At 71.3% G+C, this 19578-nt stretch carries 15 protein-coding genes; 7 read left to right on the top strand and 8 right to left on the bottom strand.

The window, feature by feature from the left end; genetic code table 11:
* Positions 1-46: 46 nt before the first annotated feature.
* Entirely contained in the window at positions 47-649 is a 603-nt protein-coding gene (locus ABJI51_RS12360; RefSeq protein ID WP_348950262.1) for an MmpS family transport accessory protein, read from the bottom strand.
* A 168-nt stretch (positions 650-817) separates the two neighbouring features.
* On the opposite strand from ABJI51_RS12360, the gene ABJI51_RS12355 reads away from it, so the two are divergent.
* Both ABJI51_RS12355 and ABJI51_RS12350 read left to right on the top strand, forming a co-directional pair.
* Positions 818-2017 (top strand): sensor histidine kinase, encoded by a 1200-nt coding sequence (locus ABJI51_RS12355; protein WP_348950260.1) that lies wholly within the window; start codon positions 818-820, stop codon positions 2015-2017.
* Between the two features lie 9 nt (positions 2018-2026).
* Positions 2027-2686, top strand: coding sequence for a response regulator transcription factor (locus tag ABJI51_RS12350; protein ID WP_348950258.1), 660 nt, complete (start codon positions 2027-2029; stop codon positions 2684-2686).
* 148 nt (positions 2687-2834) lie between these two features.
* Here the strand turns inward: ABJI51_RS12350 and ABJI51_RS12345 are convergent, their stop codons facing one another.
* The 3 genes from ABJI51_RS12345 to ABJI51_RS12335 form a co-directional block, all read right to left on the bottom strand.
* Positions 2835-4136, bottom strand: a complete 1302-nt coding sequence (locus ABJI51_RS12345) for an MFS transporter (protein WP_431605599.1) — start codon at positions 4134-4136, stop codon at positions 2835-2837.
* A 54-nt stretch (positions 4137-4190) separates the two neighbouring features.
* Positions 4191-4697 carry a flavodoxin domain-containing protein gene (locus ABJI51_RS12340; protein WP_348950256.1) on the bottom strand — a complete coding sequence of 169 codons (507 nt, stop codon included), beginning with the start codon at positions 4695-4697 and terminating at the stop codon, positions 4191-4193.
* Between the two features lie 98 nt (positions 4698-4795).
* Positions 4796-5905: a nitric oxide synthase oxygenase gene (locus ABJI51_RS12335; RefSeq protein ID WP_348950254.1), complete on the bottom strand. Its 1110-nt coding sequence runs from the start codon at positions 5903-5905 to the stop codon at positions 4796-4798.
* A gap of 201 nt (positions 5906-6106) precedes the next feature.
* Here ABJI51_RS12335 and ABJI51_RS12330 point away from each other — a divergent pair, with 201 nt between their 5' ends.
* The 3 genes from ABJI51_RS12330 (at position 6107) to ABJI51_RS12320 (ending at position 10893) form a co-directional block, all read left to right on the top strand.
* Entirely contained in the window at positions 6107-7192 is a 1086-nt protein-coding gene (locus ABJI51_RS12330) for a CobW family GTP-binding protein (RefSeq protein ID WP_348950252.1), read from the top strand.
* A gap of 64 nt (positions 7193-7256) precedes the next feature.
* Positions 7257-7535 carry a hypothetical protein gene (locus tag ABJI51_RS12325; RefSeq protein WP_348950250.1) on the top strand — a complete coding sequence of 93 codons (279 nt, stop codon included), beginning with the start codon at positions 7257-7259 and terminating at the stop codon, positions 7533-7535.
* 103 nt (positions 7536-7638) lie between these two features.
* Positions 7639-10893, top strand: coding sequence for a tetratricopeptide repeat protein (locus tag ABJI51_RS12320; RefSeq protein WP_348950248.1), 3255 nt, complete (start codon positions 7639-7641; stop codon positions 10891-10893).
* A 1-nt stretch (position 10894) separates the two neighbouring features.
* Here the strand turns inward: ABJI51_RS12320 and ligD are convergent, their stop codons facing one another.
* A complete protein-coding gene (ligD, locus tag ABJI51_RS12315) occupies positions 10895-11899 on the bottom strand; it encodes a non-homologous end-joining DNA ligase (RefSeq protein WP_348950246.1) in 1005 nt (334 codons plus the stop codon).
* Entirely contained in the window at positions 11896-12975 is a 1080-nt protein-coding gene (locus tag ABJI51_RS12310) for an ATP-dependent DNA ligase (RefSeq protein WP_348950244.1), read from the bottom strand. The genes ligD and ABJI51_RS12310 overlap by 4 nt, the downstream gene beginning before the upstream one ends.
* A 54-nt stretch (positions 12976-13029) precedes the next feature.
* On the opposite strand from ABJI51_RS12310, the gene ABJI51_RS12305 reads away from it, so the two are divergent.
* Positions 13030-13536, top strand: a complete 507-nt coding sequence (locus ABJI51_RS12305) for a DinB family protein (RefSeq protein WP_348950242.1) — start codon at positions 13030-13032, stop codon at positions 13534-13536.
* 177 nt (positions 13537-13713) lie between these two features.
* Here ABJI51_RS12305 and ABJI51_RS12300 read toward each other — a convergent pair whose 3' ends face one another.
* Entirely contained in the window at positions 13714-14874 is a 1161-nt protein-coding gene (locus ABJI51_RS12300; protein WP_348950241.1) for a DUF1015 family protein, read from the bottom strand.
* A 111-nt stretch (positions 14875-14985) separates the two neighbouring features.
* On the opposite strand from ABJI51_RS12300, the gene ABJI51_RS12295 reads away from it, so the two are divergent.
* Positions 14986-16503 (top strand): MDR family MFS transporter, encoded by a 1518-nt coding sequence (locus ABJI51_RS12295; RefSeq protein ID WP_348950239.1) that lies wholly within the window; start codon positions 14986-14988, stop codon positions 16501-16503.
* Here ABJI51_RS12295 and ABJI51_RS12290 read toward each other — a convergent pair.
* Positions 16500-19550: a TIR domain-containing protein gene (locus ABJI51_RS12290; RefSeq protein ID WP_348950237.1), complete on the bottom strand. Its 3051-nt coding sequence runs from the start codon at positions 19548-19550 to the stop codon at positions 16500-16502. The two genes, ABJI51_RS12295 and ABJI51_RS12290, sit on opposite strands and share 4 nt — an antisense overlap.
* Positions 19551-19578 lie beyond the last annotated feature (28 nt).

The following is a 19578-nucleotide window of genomic DNA, read 5'->3' as shown; positions in this document are numbered from 1 at the left end:
GCGCCGCCGTACTGAAGGTGCCCTTCAGCTCAGCGTGAGCCGGCCGTCAGAATCCGGTGCAGCTGGCCACCGCGTACTCCCCGGACGCGGTCGCCGTCTTGACCTCCTTGCCGTCGACCACGACCTTGCAGGTCACCGATCCGCCGCTCTCGCCGGTGGTCGCGGTGAACGCGCCGACGTACAGGCCGGTGGCCTCGACGGTCTTCGTCCACGGCACGGCCGCGCCCGTCTCGCTCTTGACCGCGGCCGCCTGCTCGAAGGTGCTGTAGTCGATGTCGGCGGTCTTCGCCGTCCCGGTCACCGAGTAGACGATCGTGTGCTTCTGGTTGGCCTGGTCCTTGACGTCGCTGATCGCGTTGCCGATGACCACCACCCACAGGATGCTGACGGCCAGGCCGAGCACCGAAACCACGATGCCGGAGATCGACAGCCCCTTGTTGGTCGCCTTGCCGGCCCGCACCCTCGCCAGCCCGATCGCGGACAGGATGAGGCCCACGATCACCAGCGGCCACGCGACCACGCCGACGAACGGGATCGGCGAGAACACCAGCCCGACCAGACCGAGGACGAAACCGGCCGTGCCCAGGCCGTTGCGCGGCGGGGCGGCCTGCGGGGCCGGGTACTGCTGGATCGGGGTGTAGTCGGTCATCGGGCTTCCTTTCGGCCTTTGCTTGACGGCGAGAAGGAAACCAGCGCCGCGGGAACTCCCGCGTCATCCGCAGGCCTCGACCCATTACGACGAAAGTCGTCAACGGCGGCCGGGCGGACTGGCGGAAGGGCTGATGGTCCGGCGGAGGCGGCCTCGTAGGCTTTCCCCATGGGACGGTCCGTGCTTCGCGTGTTGTACACCGTGCTCGCCGTCGCGGCGGGCGTGCTGAGCAGCACGGTCAACGTCTCGCTCGACAGCGCCATCCCGGGCAGCGACGCCACGAACACCACGGTGCTCGGGATGCTCGGCTGGCTCGCCGGGATCGGCGCCGCCGTGATGCTGGTCTGGCGGCACCGGTGGCCGCTGCTGGTCACCGGCATCGCGCTGGTGCCGCCGGTCCTGCTCACCGGCGATTCGATGGCCGCGCTGATCGCGCTCGCCGCGCTCACCGCCCGGTACGTCGGCTGGTGGCGGTGGAGCGCGGCGACCGTCGTGGCCGCGGCGACGGGGCTCGCGGTGTGGCGTGACGCGGGCCGTCACCCTCAGCTGTCGATCGCCGAGGCGTGGGTGCCGACCGGGACCACCGCGGGGAAGCTCGCCGGGGTGGTGGTGACCGCGCTGCTGTTCACCGCGGTCCCGCTGACCGTCGGGATCGTCCGGCACAGCCTGGCCGAGACCCGCCGCCGGATCGCCGAGCAGGAGGCACTGCGCGACCAGGTGGCACGCCGCGAGGAACAGGCCAGGATCGCCCGCGAGATGCACGACGTCCTCGGGCACCGGCTGTCGCTGCTGTCGCTGCAGGCGGGTGCCCTGGAGGTCACCGCGGCGGCCACGCCGGGAGCGGCGGAGGCGGCCAAGACGGTCCGGACGACCGCCCGGCAGTCACTCGACGACCTGCGCCAGGTGATCGGCGTGCTGCGCACCACGGGTTTCGCGGACCGGGCGCCCGGTGGCCCGGCCGAGCCGCCGCAGCCGACGCTGTCCGACATCCCCGGCCTGATCACCGGCGCCCGGCAGGCGGGCCTGGCGATCAACGTGACGGTCCTGCTGGACCAGGCGTCGGCGGCACCGGCCCCGCTCGGCACGGCGGCCTACCGGATCCTGCAGGAGGCGCTGACGAACGTGCTCCGGCACGCCCCGGGCGCACCGGCGGAGGTGAGCGTCCGCGGCGGCCCGGGTGCCGGGCTGACGCTCGAAGTCGTCAACGCGCTGCCGCCGCACCCGGTGCCGTCCCCCGGTTCCGGCACGGGACTCACCGGCGTCAACGAACGGATCTCGGTGCTCGGCGGCACCCTCACGGCAGGCCCGGCCGACGACCGGACGTTCGTGCTGCGGGCCTGGCTGCCCTGGGCGGCACCGGCCCCCTAGCATGGGCGGGTGAGCGTGCGTGTACTGCTCGTCGACGACGACCCGCTGGTCCGCACCGGACTGTCCATGATCCTGGGCAGCACCCCCGACATCGAGGTGGTGGCGGAGGCGGGCGACGGCGACGAAGCGGTCCACCAGGTCGCACGGCACGCACCGGACGTGGTGCTGATGGACATCCGCATGCGCCGCATGAACGGCCTCGCCGCCACGGCGGCGGTCCTGGCCCAGCCCCGCCCGCCGAAGGTGCTGATCCTGACGACGTTCGACCTCGACGAGTACGTGTTCGAGGCACTGGCGGCAGGAGCAAGCGGCTTCCTCCTCAAGGAGGGCTCACCCCAGGAGATCATCGAAGGCGTCCGCGTCGTGGCCAACGGCGACGCAATGCTTTCCCCGCGCACGACGAAGCAGCTGATCGGCCAGTTCGTAGCCACCCGCACAAACCCGCGGCGCACCCGCGCCCAGGCGAAACTGGAGCTGCTCAGCGACCGCGAACGCCAGATCGTCACGGCGGTCGCGAGAGGCAAGCCGAACGCGGAGATCGCGGGAGAGCTGTTCCTCAGCGAGGCGACGGTGAAGACGCACATCACGCGGACGTTCGCGAAGCTGGATGTGAGCAACCGGGTCCAGCTGACGATCTTCGCCTACGAAGCCGGGCTCGTCACGCCGTGAGGTCCCGCCGGCAGGCCTCGTGAGTGACGGGAGGACCGTCTGCCGGGAGGGTCGTGAGTGGCGAATATGGTTATTGAGGGGTAAGGCGGTGGTGGGGGCATGGGAGGAGCAACCTGGTTCTCCCACACGGGCCCAGCGGCCGCCGCCGCTACTTCGCTCCCGCCGGTGCCGTCGTCACCGCCGATTCGCCGAACTTGATGCCCTTCGCCTCCTTGCCGATCGCCGTCAGGACCGCCACCGCGATCAGGCCCGGTCCCACCGTCCACACCAAAGCCGACGTGTACCCGTGGGACTCCGCGATCGCCTGCTGGATCGGCAGGTTCAGCGCCGCCAGGAGGTTGCCCAGCTGGTATGTCACGCCCGGGTAGAAGCCGCGGATTGCGTCCGGGGACATCTCCGTCAGGTGGGCCGGGATCACTCCCCATGCTCCCTGGACCATGATCTGCATCAGGAACGAACCCAGGGCCAGCATGCCCGCGCCGTGGTCGACCGCGAAGATCGGGATCACCGGCAGGCCCAGTACCGCCGCCGTGACGATCGTGCGGCGGCGGCCCAGGCGCTCCGACAGCGTTCCGAACGTCAGGCCGCCGATGATCGCGCCCACGTTGTACAGCACCGCGATCCACGTGCTCGTTGCCGCGCTCAGGCCCGCGCCGCCGTTTTCGTGGGCCTTCAGGAAGCTCGGGTAGACGTCCTGGGTGCCGTGGCTCATCCAGTTGAACGCCGTCATCAGCAGGATCAGGTAGCCGAAGCGGCGGATCACCTTCGGGTTCAGCAGGACGTCCCTGACCGACGTCCGCGTCACCCGCAGCTTCTCGCGGGCGGCCTCCCAGACCTCCGACTCGCGGACCCGCGCGCGGATCAGCAGGCTGATCAGCGCCGGGAAGATGCTCAGCACGAAGATCCAGCGCCACTGCAGGCCCAGTGCCGAGTGGAACAGCAGGTACGCCAGCGCCGCCAGCAGGTAGCCGATCGAATAGCCGACCTGCAGCAGGCCCGAGAAGAACCCGCGGCGCTCGGGCGGGATCTTCTCCATCGCCAGGGCCGCGCCGAGTCCCCACTCGCCGCCCATGCCGATGCCGTAGACGAACCGCAGCACCAGCAGCACGGTGTAGTTCGGGGCGAACGCGCACAGCAGGCCGGCGACCGAGTACAGCAGGACGTCGGCGATCAGCGGGATCCGGCGTCCGACGCGGTCGGCCCACAGGCCGAAGAGCAGGGCGCCGACCGGGCGCATCACCAGGGTCGCGGTGGTGATGAACGCCAGCTGCGTCGCCGTCGCGCCGAACGAGGCGTCCTTTGCGATGTCCGCCAGGACGAACACGACGAGGAAGTAGTCGAACGAGTCCATGCTCCAGCCGAGCAGGGCCGCGAGGAAGGCGTTGCGCTGGTCCGATGTAAGCGTTTTCTTCCCGGTAGCCACGTTTGCCCCGTCCCGTCGGTTTCTCACCGGAAGACCTCAGGCCCGGTGTAGCACTCACCGGCCCCGGCGGGCAAGGGCGGCTCAGAGGGTGACGCGGGTGCGGACGCGGCGGCCGACGTCGCGGGCCCAGGCGCGGATCCGGTCCCAGTCACGGAAGTCGCCTGCCCGCCGCCCGGACGCGAACAGCTTCGGGATCAGGCCGCGGACCGTCGCCGGGTCGAGCCTGCCGCCGAAGGTCGCGGTGCGCTCGGCGTCGATGCGCGCGGCCAGCAGCGCGACGTTCGCCGGCAGGCTGACCTGGTGGGTGGCCGCGCCGGGGCCGCACGGTCCGCTGTGGAACAACCACACGGGACGCTCGGCGAGCGCACGAGCGTTGCGTTCCAGCAGCCGCACCGCTTCCGGCCGCCACCGGTGGTAGTACAGGGCGCTGCCGACGACGACGGCGGCGTAGTGGCCGACCCCGGCGACGTCGGCGGCGTCGCGCACGTCCACCGCCAGGCCGGTTTCGCGGAGTTCGGCGGCGATGACCTCGGCGATCTGCCGGGTGCCGCCGTGCCGCCCGGCGTAGGCGACGAGGACTGCGGTCATGGGTCCATTGTCGGCCCTCCCGCTCGAGAATGCGCCGCGGGCGGGTCACGATCCGCCGAACGGGCGGTTCCACGCTGCCGTCCGGCCCGCGCTCCCGGTCAGCCCGGTGACAGGAACGCCGGACGGCGGCCCGGCTCCGGCTCGTCGTAGTACCGGTGGAACACCGCGGTCTGCCCGCCCGACAACGGCGGCACGATCCAGCTCCAGTCGGCCGGGCACCGCCGCCCGGCCCGCTTCTCCCGTTCCACGTGGGACAGGAACCGCCGGGACTCGGTGTGGTGGTCGGCCATCGTCACGCCTGCCGCGTCGAAGGAGTGCTGGACCGCCAGGGTCAGCTCGACCAGTGCCCGGTCGCGCCACAGCGTGCGCTCGGACGTGGTCTCCAGGCCCATCAGCTCGGCGACCACCGGCAGCAGGTCGTAACGCCGCTCGTCGGCCAGGTTGCGGGCGCCGATCTCGGTGCCCAGGTACCAGCCGTTGAACGGGGCGGCCGGGTAGGTGACGCCGCCGATCTCCAGCGACATGTTGCTGATCGCCGGCACCGCGTGCCAGCGCAGCCCGAGCCCGGCGAACCACCGGTGGTCGGGGTGGGTGAGCGGGACCTCCAGGACCGCGTCCGCCGGGAGGGTGAACAGCCGCGGCTCGCCGGGGACCGCCTCCACCAGCAGCGGCAGGACGTCGAACGACCCGCGGCGCTCCGGGGGCCGCCAGCCGAGTCTTCGCACGTGCTCGGTGAACCCGGCGTACCGCGGGTCGCCGAGGACCGAGCCGTCGTCGAGGCGGTATCCCGCGTAGCGGATGAGCTGCTCGTTGTGGATGCGCGGCCCCGGCCTGGCCGGGGTGTCCGGGGCGAAGACCGTGATCGTCGGCCGGATCCGGCCGCCGCGGGTGGCTTGGCGCAGGTGGGCGACGCACTCGCCGGCGATCGCGGCGGCCCCGGTGACTTCGCGCCGGTCGCGGATCCGCAGGCTGCGCCAGTACAGCCGGCCGATGCAGCGCGCCGAGTTGCGCCACGCGACGCGGGCGCCGTACGCCAGTTCCGCCGCGGTGTGCCGGTAGGTCCCCGTTTCGGCGATTTCCGCGCGGATCCGCGCCAGCCGCGTCTCAAACCGGTCACCCGGTTCCGCGGCGCCTTCGGCGAACATCCGGTCCAGGAATTCCTCCGCTTCCGTGAAATTGACCCGCCCGGGTGTCACGAAAACGTCCACCGTTCCTCCGAAAGCCGCCGACGACACCGCGGCCGGCGACACTACCCCACGTCCGGAATACGGAGAAGACCGCCGAAACAACTGCTACCAAGCGTCATCCGGACATGGCACGACGCATTTCTGCGTAAATCGATCACCGGGCGGCAGGAAATCCGGCGAACACCCGTTGGGAAGCGCGTCCGCGTGCGAGGTTAGAGTCAGGTGATCGGCAGAGAAGGGACGTACGTGAGCCGGATCCCCGTGGTCCTCGTCGCCGGCTTCCTCGGCGCGGGCAAGACGACGCTGCTCAACCACCTGCTGGCCAACCGCGAGGGCGCGCGGGTCGGCGTGGTGGTCAACGACTTCGGGAGCGTGAACGTCGACGCGCTGGCCGTCGCCGGCCAGGTCGACACGATGGTCTCGCTCGGCAACGGCTGCCTGTGCTGCGCCTGGGTGGACACAGCGGCGCGCAGCGCCTCCGATGAGGGCGGCGGCGGGGGCAAGGGCGGAGCGAGCGGCCTGGACGCGATGCTGGGCAGGCTGTCGCGGCCCGAGGCGGGCATCGACGTCATCGTCGTCGAGGCCAGCGGCATCGCCGAGCCCCGCGACCTCATCCGGCTGATGATCGCCAGCGAGAACCCGGACATCCGCTACGGCGGGCTCGCCGAGGTGGTGGACGCGGCCGAGTTCGACGCCGCCCGCGAACGTCACCCCGAGCTGGCCGACCACCTGCGGCTGGCCGATCTCGTCGTGCTGAACAAGGCCGACCGCGTGTCGCCCGAGAAGCTGGCCAAGCTCACCGCGACGGTCGAGGAGCTGGCGCCGGGCCGTCCGCTGCTGGTCACCGAGCACGGCCGCGTCGATCCGCACCTGTTCTTCGATCCCGAGCCCCGCGGCGAGCGCGTCGGCCAGCTGTCGTTCGACGACCTGCGCGAGGAGCACGACCACGCCGAGCACCTGCACGCGGCGTACCAGACGGTCACGTTCACGGCCGGGACACCGCTGGCGCCGCGCGCGTTCGTCGACTTCCTGGAGCGGCGCCCGGCCGGGCTCTACCGCATGAAGGGCCAGGCCGACTTCGGCATCGACTCCCGCTTCCACCTGCACACGGTCGGCGGATTCGTGCAGCTGGAGCGGTCGCCGTGGCCGCGGGGCGCGGCCCGGCGCACGGAGCTGGTGCTGATCGGCGCCGGGATCGACACCGAGGCTGTCCTTGCCGACCTGGGCCGTTGCGTGGCCGAGGACCCGGACACCGTCGACGAGCGTGGCCTGCTGCACATCCTGCGCTACCTGCCCGACGAGGCCTGACCCCGCCACGCCGAAGATCGGCAAACGCGCGGGTTCCGGGCCGCCGCGGCGGAAACTGACGGCCATGACGACCACCGCGGTGAGCGCACCACGCTGGTACCTGGTCGGCGTGCTGCCCGAAGACGTCCCCCTGGCCCACCTGATGACCCGCTCCGGCGACCTCCGTTACCGCCGGTCGGCCTGCGGCGAGCGCGAGTCCCGCAGCTGGAAGCCGGTGGACCTGACCACGTCGGAGGTCACGCCGTGCCCGGCGTGCGTGGCGACGCTGCCCGCGCCGCCTGCCGGGGTGCGCCTCGCCGGTGGCGGGGACGAGGGCCAGCTGTCGCTCGACCTCCAGGTCTGACCGGCGCTCGCTCCCGTCCGTCAGGGTTGGGCTACGGTGGACCACCTTCTGCGATGCCCGGTGGGCGGAGAGGGACGGACGCGGCCCGGTGAAGCGACTGTGGATGAGGCTCGCCGTTGCGGTGGCGCTGCTCGCCGCGACCGTCCTGGTCCTGGTCTGGGGTACGCCGTTCGTGGCCTCCTGGTCGGAGCGCACGCGCGCGGTCGTCGAGGCCTTCAGCTGGATCTTCGCCATCGGCACGCCCGCACTCGCCGTGGCGGTGTGGGCGGGCAAGGGCATCCGGGCGTCCCGGGCGAGCGCGAAAACCCCGGCCGACGGGCTGCCGGGCCGGGCCCTGTTCCTGGTGTCGGGGGCGTTGCCGACGCCGCGAGGCATCACGCTCGGGCAGCTGAGGGTGAAGCGGGCGATCGCGTCGCCGTCCAGCGCCGACCGGCACGCCCCGCCCCACGTCGCCCGCGATTTCGAGCGCGCCCTCGACGCCCAGCTGCGGCGGGGCGGCGTGGTGCTGCTGCACGGCCCCGCCGCCGCGGGCAAGACCCGGGCCGCGGCCGAAGCACTGCGGCGGGTGCTCCCCGACCGGCCGTTGCTGATCCCCGCCGACGGCCCGCGGCTGCGCGAGCTGGCCGAGCTGGACCTGGTGCCCCGCGATTGTGTCGTCTTCCTCGACGACCTCGAACGGTTTCTCGTGCCGGGCGGGCTCGACCTCGCGCTCCTGCAGCGGCTGGCGCCCGCGGGCGCGGCCGGGATCGTGGTGCTGGCGACGCTGCGGGACGAGGAACTCGCCCGGTTCGGCCAGGCATCCCGCCTCGCCGCGGACGAGCTCGCCGCGGGCGGCATCCCCCTGTCCGCGGTCGACCTGCTGGACCAGATCACCGACGAACGCCGGATTCCGGTGGCGCGCGAGCTGACGGAGGCCGAGCGCGAACGGGCGGGCGCGCTCGCCCGCCGGGACCGGCGGATCGCCCGGGCGCTGGCGGCCCGCGAGGGGTTCGCCGAGTACCTGGCCGCGGGCGCGGCCATGGTCGAGCGCTGGACGGTCGGCGACGGGCCGCTGTTCCAGGTGGGCAGTGCAATGATCACGGCCGCGGTCGAGTGCCGCCGCGCCGGTGTGCACACCCCGCTGCCGGTGACGTTCCTGGCCGGGCTGTCCCGGGAGTTCGTGGATCCGGCCTGGCGTGACCGCGGCGACCTGCCGTCGGCGGCGGAAGCCGCCGCCTGGGCCACCCAGCGCGTGCTGCAGGCGAGTTCCTGCCTGCAGCCCTACGGCGACGGAACGGCGATGGCCATGGACTACCTGGTCGACCACGCCGACCGCGGCGGCCCGCCCGGCCACGGCCGCGAGGTCCCGGACGCGGTGTGGGACGCGGTGCTCGGCCTGCCCGGCGCGGACCAGGCGTACAGCGTGGGGATCACGGCGTATCTGCGCGACCGGGAGGACGTCGCCCGCCGGGCGTTCCTCGCCGCGGCCGAGGACGGCCACCTCGAAGGCATGACCGCGCTCGGCGTGCTGTGTTTCCACGACGGGCAGCCCGGGGAGGCCGAGCGGTGGTGGGAACGAGCCGCGGCACGCGGACACAGCCGGGCGATGGTCAACCTCGGCATCGCCCACATCCGGCGCAGCGAGCGCGAAGCCGCGCTGGCCTGGTGGCACCGCGCCGCCGACCTCGGCGACGCCGAAGCCGTCTACCACCTCGGGGTCGCCGAAGAGGAGGCGGGGAACACCGCACGGGCGGAGGAGCTGTTCCGGTCGGCGGCTGACCAGGGCGAAGCAGAGGCGGCGTTCCGGCTCGGCGACCTCCACCGGCGAACGGGCCGGCTGGACGAAGCGACGGCCATGTTCGACCGGGCGTTCCGGCTCGGCCAGCCGTTCGCGGCCTTCTTCCGCGCCTGCCTCCATGAAGAGCAGGACCAGCTGCCGGAAGCCGCGCAGTGGTTCGCGATCGCGGCCAAGCTGAAGACTCCCTACGCACTCGGCAGGCTCGCGGCCGTCACGCTGAAGCTCGGGGACGAAGATCGGGCGGCGAAGTTGTTCCGCAGGGCCGCCGAGGAAGACGACGGCGAGGCACTGTTCTGGCTGGCGGGCCGGACGACCGACGTCGCGGAGTCGAGCCGGCTGTACCGGAAGGCAGCGGACCAGGGTGCCTTGCGCGCCATGACGGTCCTCGCCATCCGGGCGTTCAAGAACGGTGACGTGGCCGGGGCCGAACGCTGGTACCGGGAGGCGGCCGAGGGCGGCGAACCCGCGGCGATGGCCGCACTGGCGTCACTTCTGCACGAGGCCGAGCGGTACACCGAGGCCGAAAAGTGGTACCGCCGAGTGCTCGATGCGCAGCTCGGGGCCGGCGGCCTGGAAGATCCGATCCTCGGTGGTTGCGTGGTCAACCTGGCGAAAATCCTTCGCCGCCGCGGAAAAGACGCGGAATCGGAAGAACTCCTGCGACGCGGTTCGGCCGCGAACCTGCCGGTGGCGATGACCTATTTCGCGGCCTGCCTCATGGAAAGCCGACGCGAAGCCGAGGGCGTCGAGCTGTACCGCCGCGCTGCCGACGCCGGGGAAGTCGAAGCCCAGGTCGTGCTCGGAGGCCGGGCCGTCAAAGAAGGCGACGCGGCCACCGCGGAGAAATGGTTTTCCCGCGCCGCTAAGCAAGGGCATGCCGACGCGCTCTTCTGCCTCGGCATTCTCCGGCAGCAGGCCGGGGATGCCGAAGGGATGAAGACGTTCTTCCTGCGCGCGGCCGAGCAGGGCGACCTGGAGGCGATGCTGGAACTGGCTCGCACGGCGGCGCCGGACGACGCCGAGGCCGAAGCGTGGTACACGCGCGCCGCCGACCACGGCAGTACACCGGCGATGTCGGTGCTCGCGCACCGCGCGCTGCAGCGGGACGACCAGGAGCTTGCCTTGTCCTGGCTCGTCCGGGCCGCGGAAGCGGGAAGCATCGAGGCGGCCTTCGACTGCGGCAACGTCCTGCTGGACCTGGACCGGCCCGCCGAAGCAGCGCCCTGGTGGAGGCAGGCCGCGGCCGGGGGCAGCCTGCCTGCCGCGCTGAACCTCGGGGTGTGGCTGGAAAGCCAGGGCGAGGTCGCCACCGCGGTGAAGCTGTACAAGCGCGCGGCTCACGGCGGGCAGCCGGAGGCGATGATGGCCCTGAGCATCCACGAGGCTTCGCAGGGGAACCTCCAGGCCGCCATCGGCTGGGCGGAACAGGCAGCGGACCAGGGGCACACCCGGGCCATCGCCCACACGGCAGGCCTGCACGTCCTCGCCGGTGACGTCGGCCTGGCGGCAGCGTGGTACCGCCTCGCCGCCGCCCACGGCGATCCCGCCGGTGAAAGAGGACTCGCGATGCTCGGGACCTGAGTCAGGACTTCTTCGCGCGGCTCGGCGCCACCCGGGGTGGCTCGTTGGGCATCTTCGGGTACACCGGTGGCCATGGCGCGTCCATCAGGCCGTCCGCCAGGTCGCGTTCGGACAGTTCCAGCAGGGGCTCGATCGACTGCGGCCGCTCCCCCGCGCCCGCCCACGGATCGCCGCGCTCGGCGACGCGGGCCGGGACCGTGGTCAGGGTCAGGGTGTCCGGCTCGACCGTGTCCAGCTCGTCCCAGGCGATCGGGGTGGACACCTGGCCGCCCGCGCGCGGGCGGACGCACCAGGCGCCGAACACCGTCTTGTGCGGGGCGTTCTGGTTGAAGTCGACGAACACGCGCCGTCCGCGTTCCTCCTTCCACCACTGTGCCGTGATCTTCTCCGGGTGGCGGCGTTCCAGGGCCCGCGCGAGCGCGACCGCGGCGGCCCGGACCTGGAAGCTGTCCCAGCGCGGTTCGAGCATCACGTACAGGTGCAGCCCGCGTGACCCGGACGTCTTCAGGTGGCCCTCGATCCCGTGCTCGGCAAGGAAATTCCTGGTCAGCATTGCGGCTTCGCGCAGTTCGGCGAAGCCGATGCCGGGCGACGGGTCGAGGTCGACGCGCAGCTCGTCGGTGACCTCGGGGGTGTCCGCGCGGTAGGGCCAGACGTGGAAGCCGAGGCAGCCGAGGTTGACCGCCCACAGGATGTGCGCGAGGTCCTTGGCCACCAGCGCGTCGCTCGTCGTGCCGTTCGGGGTCGAGACGACCGTGGTGGTCAGCCACGGCGGCGCGCCCTTGGGCACGCGTTTCTGGAACCAGTTCTTGCCGCCCGCGCCGTCCGGGTAGCGCTCCAGCAGCAGCGGGCGGCCGCCGAGCCGGGCCAGCAGCGGGCCCGAGACCGCCCGGTAGTACTCGACGAGGTCCAGCTTCGTCTCGCCGCGCTCCGGGAAGTAGACCTTGTCCGGGCTGGTGATCCTTACCTCGACGCCGTCGACGTCCAGGACGACCGCCTCGCTCATCGCGCCTCCCCGAACAGCTTCGCCAGCTCCGCGGGCGGGGCCTCGTCGAGCTGGGCGTACGTGCACGACTCCGGCGTGCGGTCCGGCCGGAACCGGACCAGCCGCCCGCCGTGGCGGAACCGCCCGCCCTGCAGGTGCTCGTACCGGACCTCGGCCACCCATTCCGGGCGCAGCGGCTCCCAGGCCAGGTCCTTCTGCGGCGCCCAGCGGCTCATCGCTCCCGGCTTGCGGCCCGGATCCGGCTCGTACTCGGCCCAGGTGCGCCACGGGTGGCCGTCGAGCGCGTTTTCCCGCAGCGGCGCCAGCTCCTCGACCAGCTCGCCGCGGCGCGCCTTCGTGAAACTGCTCGCGACACCGACGTGGTGCAGCACGCCCTGGTCGTCGAACAGGCCCAGCAGCAGCGACCCGATGCCGGCGCCGTCCTTGTGCCAGCGGAAGCCGGCGACGACGCAGTCCGCGGTGCGCTCGTGCTTGACCTTCCACATCACGCGCTTGTCCTGCTCGTACGGCTCGTCGCCGGGCTTGGCCATGACGCCGTCGAAACCGGCGCCCTCGAACCGGGTGAACCAGTCCTCGGCCTGGGCGGGATCGTCGCTCAGCGGGGTCAGGTGGACGCGCTGGAGGCCTTCGGCGTCGGTCTTCAGGATGGTTTCCAGCTGCCTGCGCCGCTCGCGGAACGGCGCGCCGGTGAGGTCGGTGTCGCCGAGGGCGAGCAGGTCGAACGCGACGAAGCTGGCCGGTGTCTCCTCGGCCAGCTTCCGCACGCGCGAGGCGGCCGGGTGCAGCCGCAGCTGCAGCGCCTCGAAATCCAGGCCCGACGGGGTGACCAGGACGATCTCGCCGTCGACGACGCAGCGTGGCGGCAGCGCCGCGGCCAGCAGCTCCACCAGCTCGGGGAAGTAGCGGGTCAGCGGGCGGTCGTTGCGCGAGCCCAGCTCGATCTCGCCGCCGTCGCGGAACACGACGCAGCGGAAGCCGTCCCACTTCGGCTCGTACAGCAACCCGGGCGCACGCGGGACGGCGTGCACGGCTTTCGCGAGCATCGGCCGCACCGGCGGCATCACGGGCAAGTCCACCGCGCGAGCTTAAAACACGGGTCCGACAATTCCGGGCGTGATAGACACTCCCGCGTGACCATCGAACGACCCGCACCCCCGCTGACCGGGGGCGAGCGCGAAATGCTGCGCACGTTCCTCGACTTCCACCGCGCCACGCTCGCCATGAAGTGCGAGGGACTGTCCGACGAGGACCTGCGCCGCGCCGCCAGCCCGCCGTCCACGCTGTCCCTGCTCGGCCTGGTCCGGCACATGGCCGAGGTGGAGCGCACCTGGTTCCGGCGGGTGATCAACGCCGAGGACATCCCGCTGGTGTGGTCGGCCGAAGGCGACTACCAGGCCGCCTACGACGCGAGTTCGTCGACACGGTCGGAAGCGTTCGCGGCGTGGGAGGCGGAGGTCGAGCAGTCCCGCAAGATCGAGGAGGCGGCCGAGTCCCTCGACGTGACCGGCCACCAGCCCCGCTGGGGCGAGGACGTCTCGCTGCGGCTGGTGATGCTGCACATGATCCACGAGTACGCCCGGCACAACGGCCACGCCGACTTCATCCGCGAAGCGATCGACGGCGTCACGGGGGCCTGATGGACCTGCTCGCCGGGAGCGGGGGCACGGATGGAGCCCCGAAGGCGAACGGGCATTGGCGATCTGCTGCCCGACGCGGCCGGGGAGTGGCTCACCTCAGCGTCTTGAATGACTCATTCAGGACCTCCGAAGACCTGAATGAGTCATTCAAGACACCGCACCACCCTCCGGCCGCCGCTAAAGCTCCGCGAGCAGCAGCCCGCTGCGCGGCTTCGGCGTGAAGTACGTGGCCTTCCGCGGCATCCGGCGGCCCGCCGCGTGCACCGCGAGGACGTCCGCGTAGCTCACCGGGGCCAGCTGGACCACCGCGTCCGCGTCCGGGGGCAGCGGGCGGCCCGCCGGGAGGGGGCGGACCCACGGCCCGTCCGGGTCGAGGCCGAGTGCGTCGGCCAGCAGGACGCGCTCGACGATCTCGTGGTCGATCACCGGGTCCGGGGTGTCCGGCTTCGGCAGGACGACGCGCAGCACCGCCGTTCCCGCGCGGACCACCGCCTCGCCCGTGACCGGCTCGGCGTGCTCGTCGTAGCGGACGTCCAGGCCCGCCGCGCACCAGCGTTCCGCCAGGTCCTCCGGGCCGAGGCCGGTGCCGGTGAGGACGCGGTGGATCGCGCCGATGCGCAGGTCCGGGCCCGCGGTGACCAGGGCGAGCAGCGCGCCGTGCCCGGCCGCCGCGGCCGCGGCCACGCGGTGGTTGCCGTCGGCGACCAGCAGGTCCGCGGCGGCCACCGCGGCCAGCAGCCGCGTCTGCAGCGGGCCGGCGGGCACCACCCACAGGTCGTGGCGGCGCCCTGCGGCGTCCGAAGTGGACAGATCGGGCAGGCCGAGCCCGGCGCACGCGCGGGAGACCTCCTCGGTCAGCCGCGCGCCGCCGGTGGCCGGGACGAGCAGTGCCGCGCTGGTCGCGCAGCCGAGACCGGCGAGGACCGCGGCCCGCTCGGCCACGACGTCGGGGTAGACGTCCTCGGTGTGCCGGACGCGCGCGGCGCCGTCGTCGGTCACCGCGGCCGGGTCGGCCAGGCAGAGCAGGCCGAGGGCGACGCCGTCCGGTCCCTCGATCCGGTAGGGCGCGACGACCTGGTGCAGCGGCCGGTAGAAGCGGCGGCGGAGGCGTTCGAGCACGGCGCGGGCGACCGGGACGGCCGCGGTCAGGTCGAGCCCGCGGGCCAGCGCCGCGGGGGTCCGGGCCGGGTGCTGCACGGCCAGCAGGCTGTCTGCGGCGCCCGGCGCGGCGAGCGCGTCGATCACCCGCTCGGGCTCGGCGAACTCGTCGACGTCGGGGCCGGGTACCGCGTCGCGGACCACCCAGCCCCGCCCGATCGGCCGGATCCAGTCGCTCATCCTGACCATCTTGCGGCACGGCCCCGCGGAAATTCACTGGACCCGGCCGGAATGCTTAGGACTGCAAAGTAGTTGACTCCGGTCATGGGGAACCCGAGGAGCGCACCACCGATGACGACACCCGCCGCCACCAGCGAGAAGGGGGTCGGCTTCCGGTCCGAGCGCGGCCCGGTCCTGATCGCCGTCATGCTCAGCACCGCCCTGGTGGCGCTGGACAGCACGATCATCGCGACCGCCGTGCCGTCGGTGGTCCGCGATCTCGGCGGGTTCGCCCAGTTCCCCTGGCTGTTCTCGATCTACCTGCTCACCCAGGCGGTGACCGTGCCGCTCTACGGCAAGTTCGCCGACGTCCTCGGCCGCCGCCCGGTGATGTTCTTCGGGATCGCGGCGTTCCTCGTCGGCTCGGTGCTGTGCGGCGCCGCGTGGAGCATGCCGGTGCTGATCGCGGCACGCGCGGTGCAGGGCATCGGCGCGGGCGCGATCCAGCCGATGTCGATGACGGTCATCGGCGACCTCTACACGGTGGAGGAACGCGCGCGGGTGCAGGGTTACGTCGCCAGCGTCTGGGGCGTGGCGTCGGTCGTCGGCCCGACCCTCGGCGGAGTGTTTGCGGAGTACCTGGACTGGCGGTGGATCTTCTTCGTCAACCTGCCGCTGGGCGCCATCGCGGCGCTGATGCTGGCCCGCAACTTCGCCGAGCGCGTGGAACGGAAGCCGCACAAGGTCGACTACACGGGCGCGGCGCTGCTCACCGTCGGCTGCTCGCTGGTCATCCTCGGGCTGCTGGAGGGCGGCGTCGCGTGGGCGTGGGGTTCGCTGCCGAGCGTGGTGATCTTCGCCGCGGGCGCGGTGCTGCTGGCGGCGTTCGTGCTGGTGGAGAAGCGCGCGGCCGAGCCGGTGCTGCCGCTGTGGGTGTTCACCCGCCGCGTCCTGGTGGGCGGCAACCTGGTGGCGGTGGTGGTGGGTGCGGTCCTGATGGGCCTGACGTCCTACCTGCCGACGTACGCGCAGGGCGTGCTCGGCGCGGGCGCGCTGGTGGCGGGCTTCGCGGTGGCGGCACTGACGGTGGGCTGGCCGATCTCGGCGTCCCTGGCGGGCAAGATCTACCTGCGCATCGGCTTCCGCGACACGGCACTGATCGGCAGCGTGTTCATCATCGCCGGCGGCGTGCTGGTGGCCCTGCTGGGCGCGACGTCGTCGCTGTGGGCGGCGGCGCTGGCGGCGTTCGTCCTCGGGGTGGGCCTCGGCCTGGCGGCGAGCCCGACGCTGGTAGCGATCCAGTCGGTGGTCGGCTGGGACCGCCGCGGCGTGGTGACGGCGACGAACCTGTTCAGCCGTTCCCTGGGCAGCGCGGTCGGCGCGGCGGTCTTCGGCGCGATCGCGAACGCGACGTTGGCGGCCCGGTTCGCTTCCCCGCCGCCGGAGGTGGCGGGAAAGCTGCCGCCCTCGGTGGACGCGACGAGCCTGGTCCTGGGCGGCCACACGGACAACTCCCCGGCGGCGACGTTCGTCCGCGGAGCACTGGCGGACGCGACGCACTACGTGTTCCTCGGCCTGCTCGCGGTGGCGGTGCTGTCGGTGGGGGCGCTGCTGCTCATGCCGCGGAAGACCGAGCAGCTGGAGTTCTAGTTCTGCAGAGCCCGCGCGCGCTCCAGGCGTGGCGCGGGCTCCTCCCGGTATCTGCGGGCCAGCTGATCCTGAAGTCGAGCGTGCCGGAACTGGTACACGGCACCGACCTGACGCAGAACGCCCCGCCTACGGGCATCTTCGAGGAATCCGACGAGCCGCCACGGGAGCCTTCCGGTGAGCGGCAGCCACAGCCTGCTCAACACGAGCCAGCGGCCCCAGGCTCGCCCGGCCACCAGGACAACCATCGCGAACGAGACACCGAGCACGGCTCCCACCATAATCACCGGATCGTCGCCGGTGGCCGTGACCGCGTCAAGGATGGCCATTCCGCCACCGAGCGTGACGGCGTACAGCAACGACCTCGCGAGCGCGTTGCGGCGGTCCGCAGCAAGCAGGAAGACCGGATTGACAGCCACGGTAATGTCGAATTCAATTTCAAACTTCTCCATCACCTTGAACACTCCCGCAATCAACGCCGCCACGATCCCGAAGAAGACGCCGGAAACAGCGCCGCCGATGATTTTTTCAGCGTTTCCGTAGCCCTCCTCGCCACCAATGAAATCCGGCGGGATCAGTCCCGGGAAAACCAGTGATAAAGTTCTCAAGATCACACCCACAACAAGACCTGTTATTGCGAACCGCACAGGACGAGTGCGAGCGAGATAGCCGACCAACCCCCACCCTTCCCTCAGTTCTGTTCCACCCACAGGCAAACCGACAGCGAAACCAAATGCGACGGCAGGCGGACCGACTGGAAGCAGGTCCGACAGCGCCGCCGTCGGCCCCTTGACGATAACCAGGAGACAGAAGGTGGCCACCAAACTCTGCAGGGAACCGACGATCGCAGACTTCAGACGATATCGTGGAGCAAATCCACTAAAGGAACACATGACAAGCGCCCAAAGTCCGAACACGATCGCCAACGGAGCAGACGCTTCCGGGGCAACCCTGTGAAATGTACTCTCACTCCAACCGATCGCCAGATTGAAGTAGGCAAGACAAAGAATTGCGAGCAGACTGCCGACGAGGACGAAGATTGCCGAGACGAGATACTTCGAGGCTTGACCATGGAAAGTAATACGCACCCGAGAAGGAGCGAGTTCATCGCCAACGGAGAGCTTGTTCATGGAAACGAATATCAGGGTGATGCAAATCCCCTGCATGATGGCCGAATTCAATGCGTTGTTCCCACTCACCGACCAGATCGAGACGGCGGTGCAGCAGCTCAGGATAAAGGCAGCCACGGTGCTCCCCGTGCGCCGGGTTCCGACTCCGGTGGCGGCAGAGAAGCCGCTCAGCACCCCAAACAGGAGAACGGCCGACCAGTCGGGGTGCGGAGCATCGTCGCGGAGAAGCGCATACAGGCCGGCGTTGAGCGTCAGTGCGAGAAGGATGGCCACCGTTACGGCCACGCCGATCACGATCGCCCGGGTGTGTCGCGGAATCGCCGAACAGATCTGCCACCACGCCAGGTCATGGCTGCCCGTCCGGTTCAGGTGGTCGGCCAGGAACCCGAGCCAGCGCTCAGCGCGAGCTGCGTCGAAGCGGCGTTGTCCGGCTTTCTCGTACAACGCCGGGACGAAACCCCGGAGCAGATGTTCCTCGATGGCGAGAGTCGTGCCGAAGCGATCTCCGTCCAGGAGGTCGGCGGGATCGTGGCCCGGAGTGTCGCTGTAGATGGCCCGGGCAAGGCCGACCATCAGCGGAGCCGAGAGCGCCTCGGCGAGATTCGCCGCCGCCCGGCTTGGCGGCTGCTCGGCCAGGCGGTCGAGCACCGGCTTCCACAACGGGGTTACGTGGCCGCCGGCTGACCTGGTCCGGCGGGTCGTCGACGGTAGGTATCCGGCGAGGTCGGCGACCCCGAGCGGCGCGAGGGCGATCCCGGCCGCCGCAGTGAGGACGTCGACGTTCCCGACGGCGGACGCATATTCCTCGGGCCGGCTGGTGAGCAGCAGCGGCAGGGCCGTGCCATTGAGCGCCTTCATTGCCAAAGGGTGCAGCCCCACGGCGATCTCGTCGAAACCGTCGAGCACAGGAAGGATTCGGCCGCTTCCCACCAGATCGGTCGCAAGGCTCGACCCGTTCGGCCCGCGGGCGGACAACGCCGGGTGGTTGTCGGCGAGCTGCCCGGTCAGCCAGTCGCGGAACGGCGTCTTCGCCGGATTCCAGGACGCGAGATTCACGATCACGGGAACCGGGTCGCCTTCACTTCGTCGGCCGAGCATCGCGAGGGTGAAGCGGATGGCGAGGATGGTCTTTCCCGACCCCGCGTCGCCCAGGACGAACAGCCTGCCCGACGGGATCCGGCGATAGGTGGCGACGATCGCCCCGAGCTCGCCTGCCAGCTCGAGTGGCTCCCGATCGACACCCGCCGGGTTCCCTAAGATGGTGGCCCAGTGGTCGATGAGAGCCTCGTCTGCGTTCTTCCACCGCACGGGCAGCGGCGCAGGGTCATGGATCCGCCGGTTCTCCTCTTCTCGGGTCCACTGCGCGGACACCGCCTCGGCCAGATGCTCGGCAATGTCGTCCAACGGACCCGGTGCCCGATGGCCCAGCCGGCCCGCACGCCCGGTCCGGTACCGAGAGATGTCCGAGATCAGCCCGACGAGCTCGTCGGCGAGGACGGTGTATTCCGCTTCCTTGCTGCGGTAGCCCAACCGCAGGTACTGGCATCGGGCCAGCCGGGCGATATCCGGCGGGAGGTCGGCCTCGGTCAGGCGGCCAGCTCCGTCGACGAGGACGGGAATAACGGAGATGCCCCGGTCGAGCGCCTGCCGGATCTCGGCGCGGACCCAGTCCGCGGGCTCATCGATGCGCCGTCGCCCGGCCTCGTCCTCCTTCAGCCAGTTCCGGCCGATCACCGCCAGCAGGATCTCGCAGTCGCCCAGCTCGCGCTCGATGGCCTCGGCGAAGTCTTCGCCGAGAGTGATGGACCTGCTCGCGAAAAACACGTTTTCGACACCGAAGAACTTTGCAAGTTTCTCGGCAATGGTCCGCGCCGCCCATTCGCCGTCTTCGGTTCGATAGTTGACAAAGAGTCCGGTCATACCCGTGATTACCGCGCCTTCGACGTTC

Source organism: Amycolatopsis melonis (assembly GCF_040064235.1).
In the GTDB taxonomy this organism is placed as follows: Bacteria; Actinomycetota; Actinomycetes; order Mycobacteriales; family Pseudonocardiaceae; genus Amycolatopsis; species Amycolatopsis melonis.
The sequence above is the reverse complement of the archived record's forward strand: the minus strand, read 5'-3'. Positions and strand labels throughout refer to the sequence as shown.

Coding starts and splice junctions, on each gene's coding strand:
- ABJI51_RS12300 (WP_348950241.1), bottom strand. CDS start 14,874: ATGAGCGACTGGATCCGGCCGATCGGGCGGGGCTGGGTGGTCCGCGAC.
- ABJI51_RS12290 (WP_348950237.1), bottom strand. CDS start 19,550: ATGACCGGACTCTTTGTCAACTATCGAACCGAAGACGGCGAATGGGCG.
- ABJI51_RS12355 (WP_348950260.1), top strand. CDS start 818: ATGGGACGGTCCGTGCTTCGCGTGTTGTACACCGTGCTCGCCGTCGCG.
- ligD (WP_348950246.1), bottom strand. CDS start 11,899: ATGAGCGAGGCGGTCGTCCTGGACGTCGACGGCGTCGAGGTAAGGATC.
- ABJI51_RS12360 (WP_348950262.1), bottom strand. CDS start 649: ATGACCGACTACACCCCGATCCAGCAGTACCCGGCCCCGCAGGCCGCC.
- ABJI51_RS12340 (WP_348950256.1), bottom strand. CDS start 4,697: ATGACCGCAGTCCTCGTCGCCTACGCCGGGCGGCACGGCGGCACCCGG.
- ABJI51_RS12320 (WP_348950248.1), top strand. CDS start 7,639: ATGAGGCTCGCCGTTGCGGTGGCGCTGCTCGCCGCGACCGTCCTGGTC.
- ABJI51_RS12295 (WP_348950239.1), top strand. CDS start 14,986: ATGACGACACCCGCCGCCACCAGCGAGAAGGGGGTCGGCTTCCGGTCC.
- ABJI51_RS12325 (WP_348950250.1), top strand. CDS start 7,257: ATGACGACCACCGCGGTGAGCGCACCACGCTGGTACCTGGTCGGCGTG.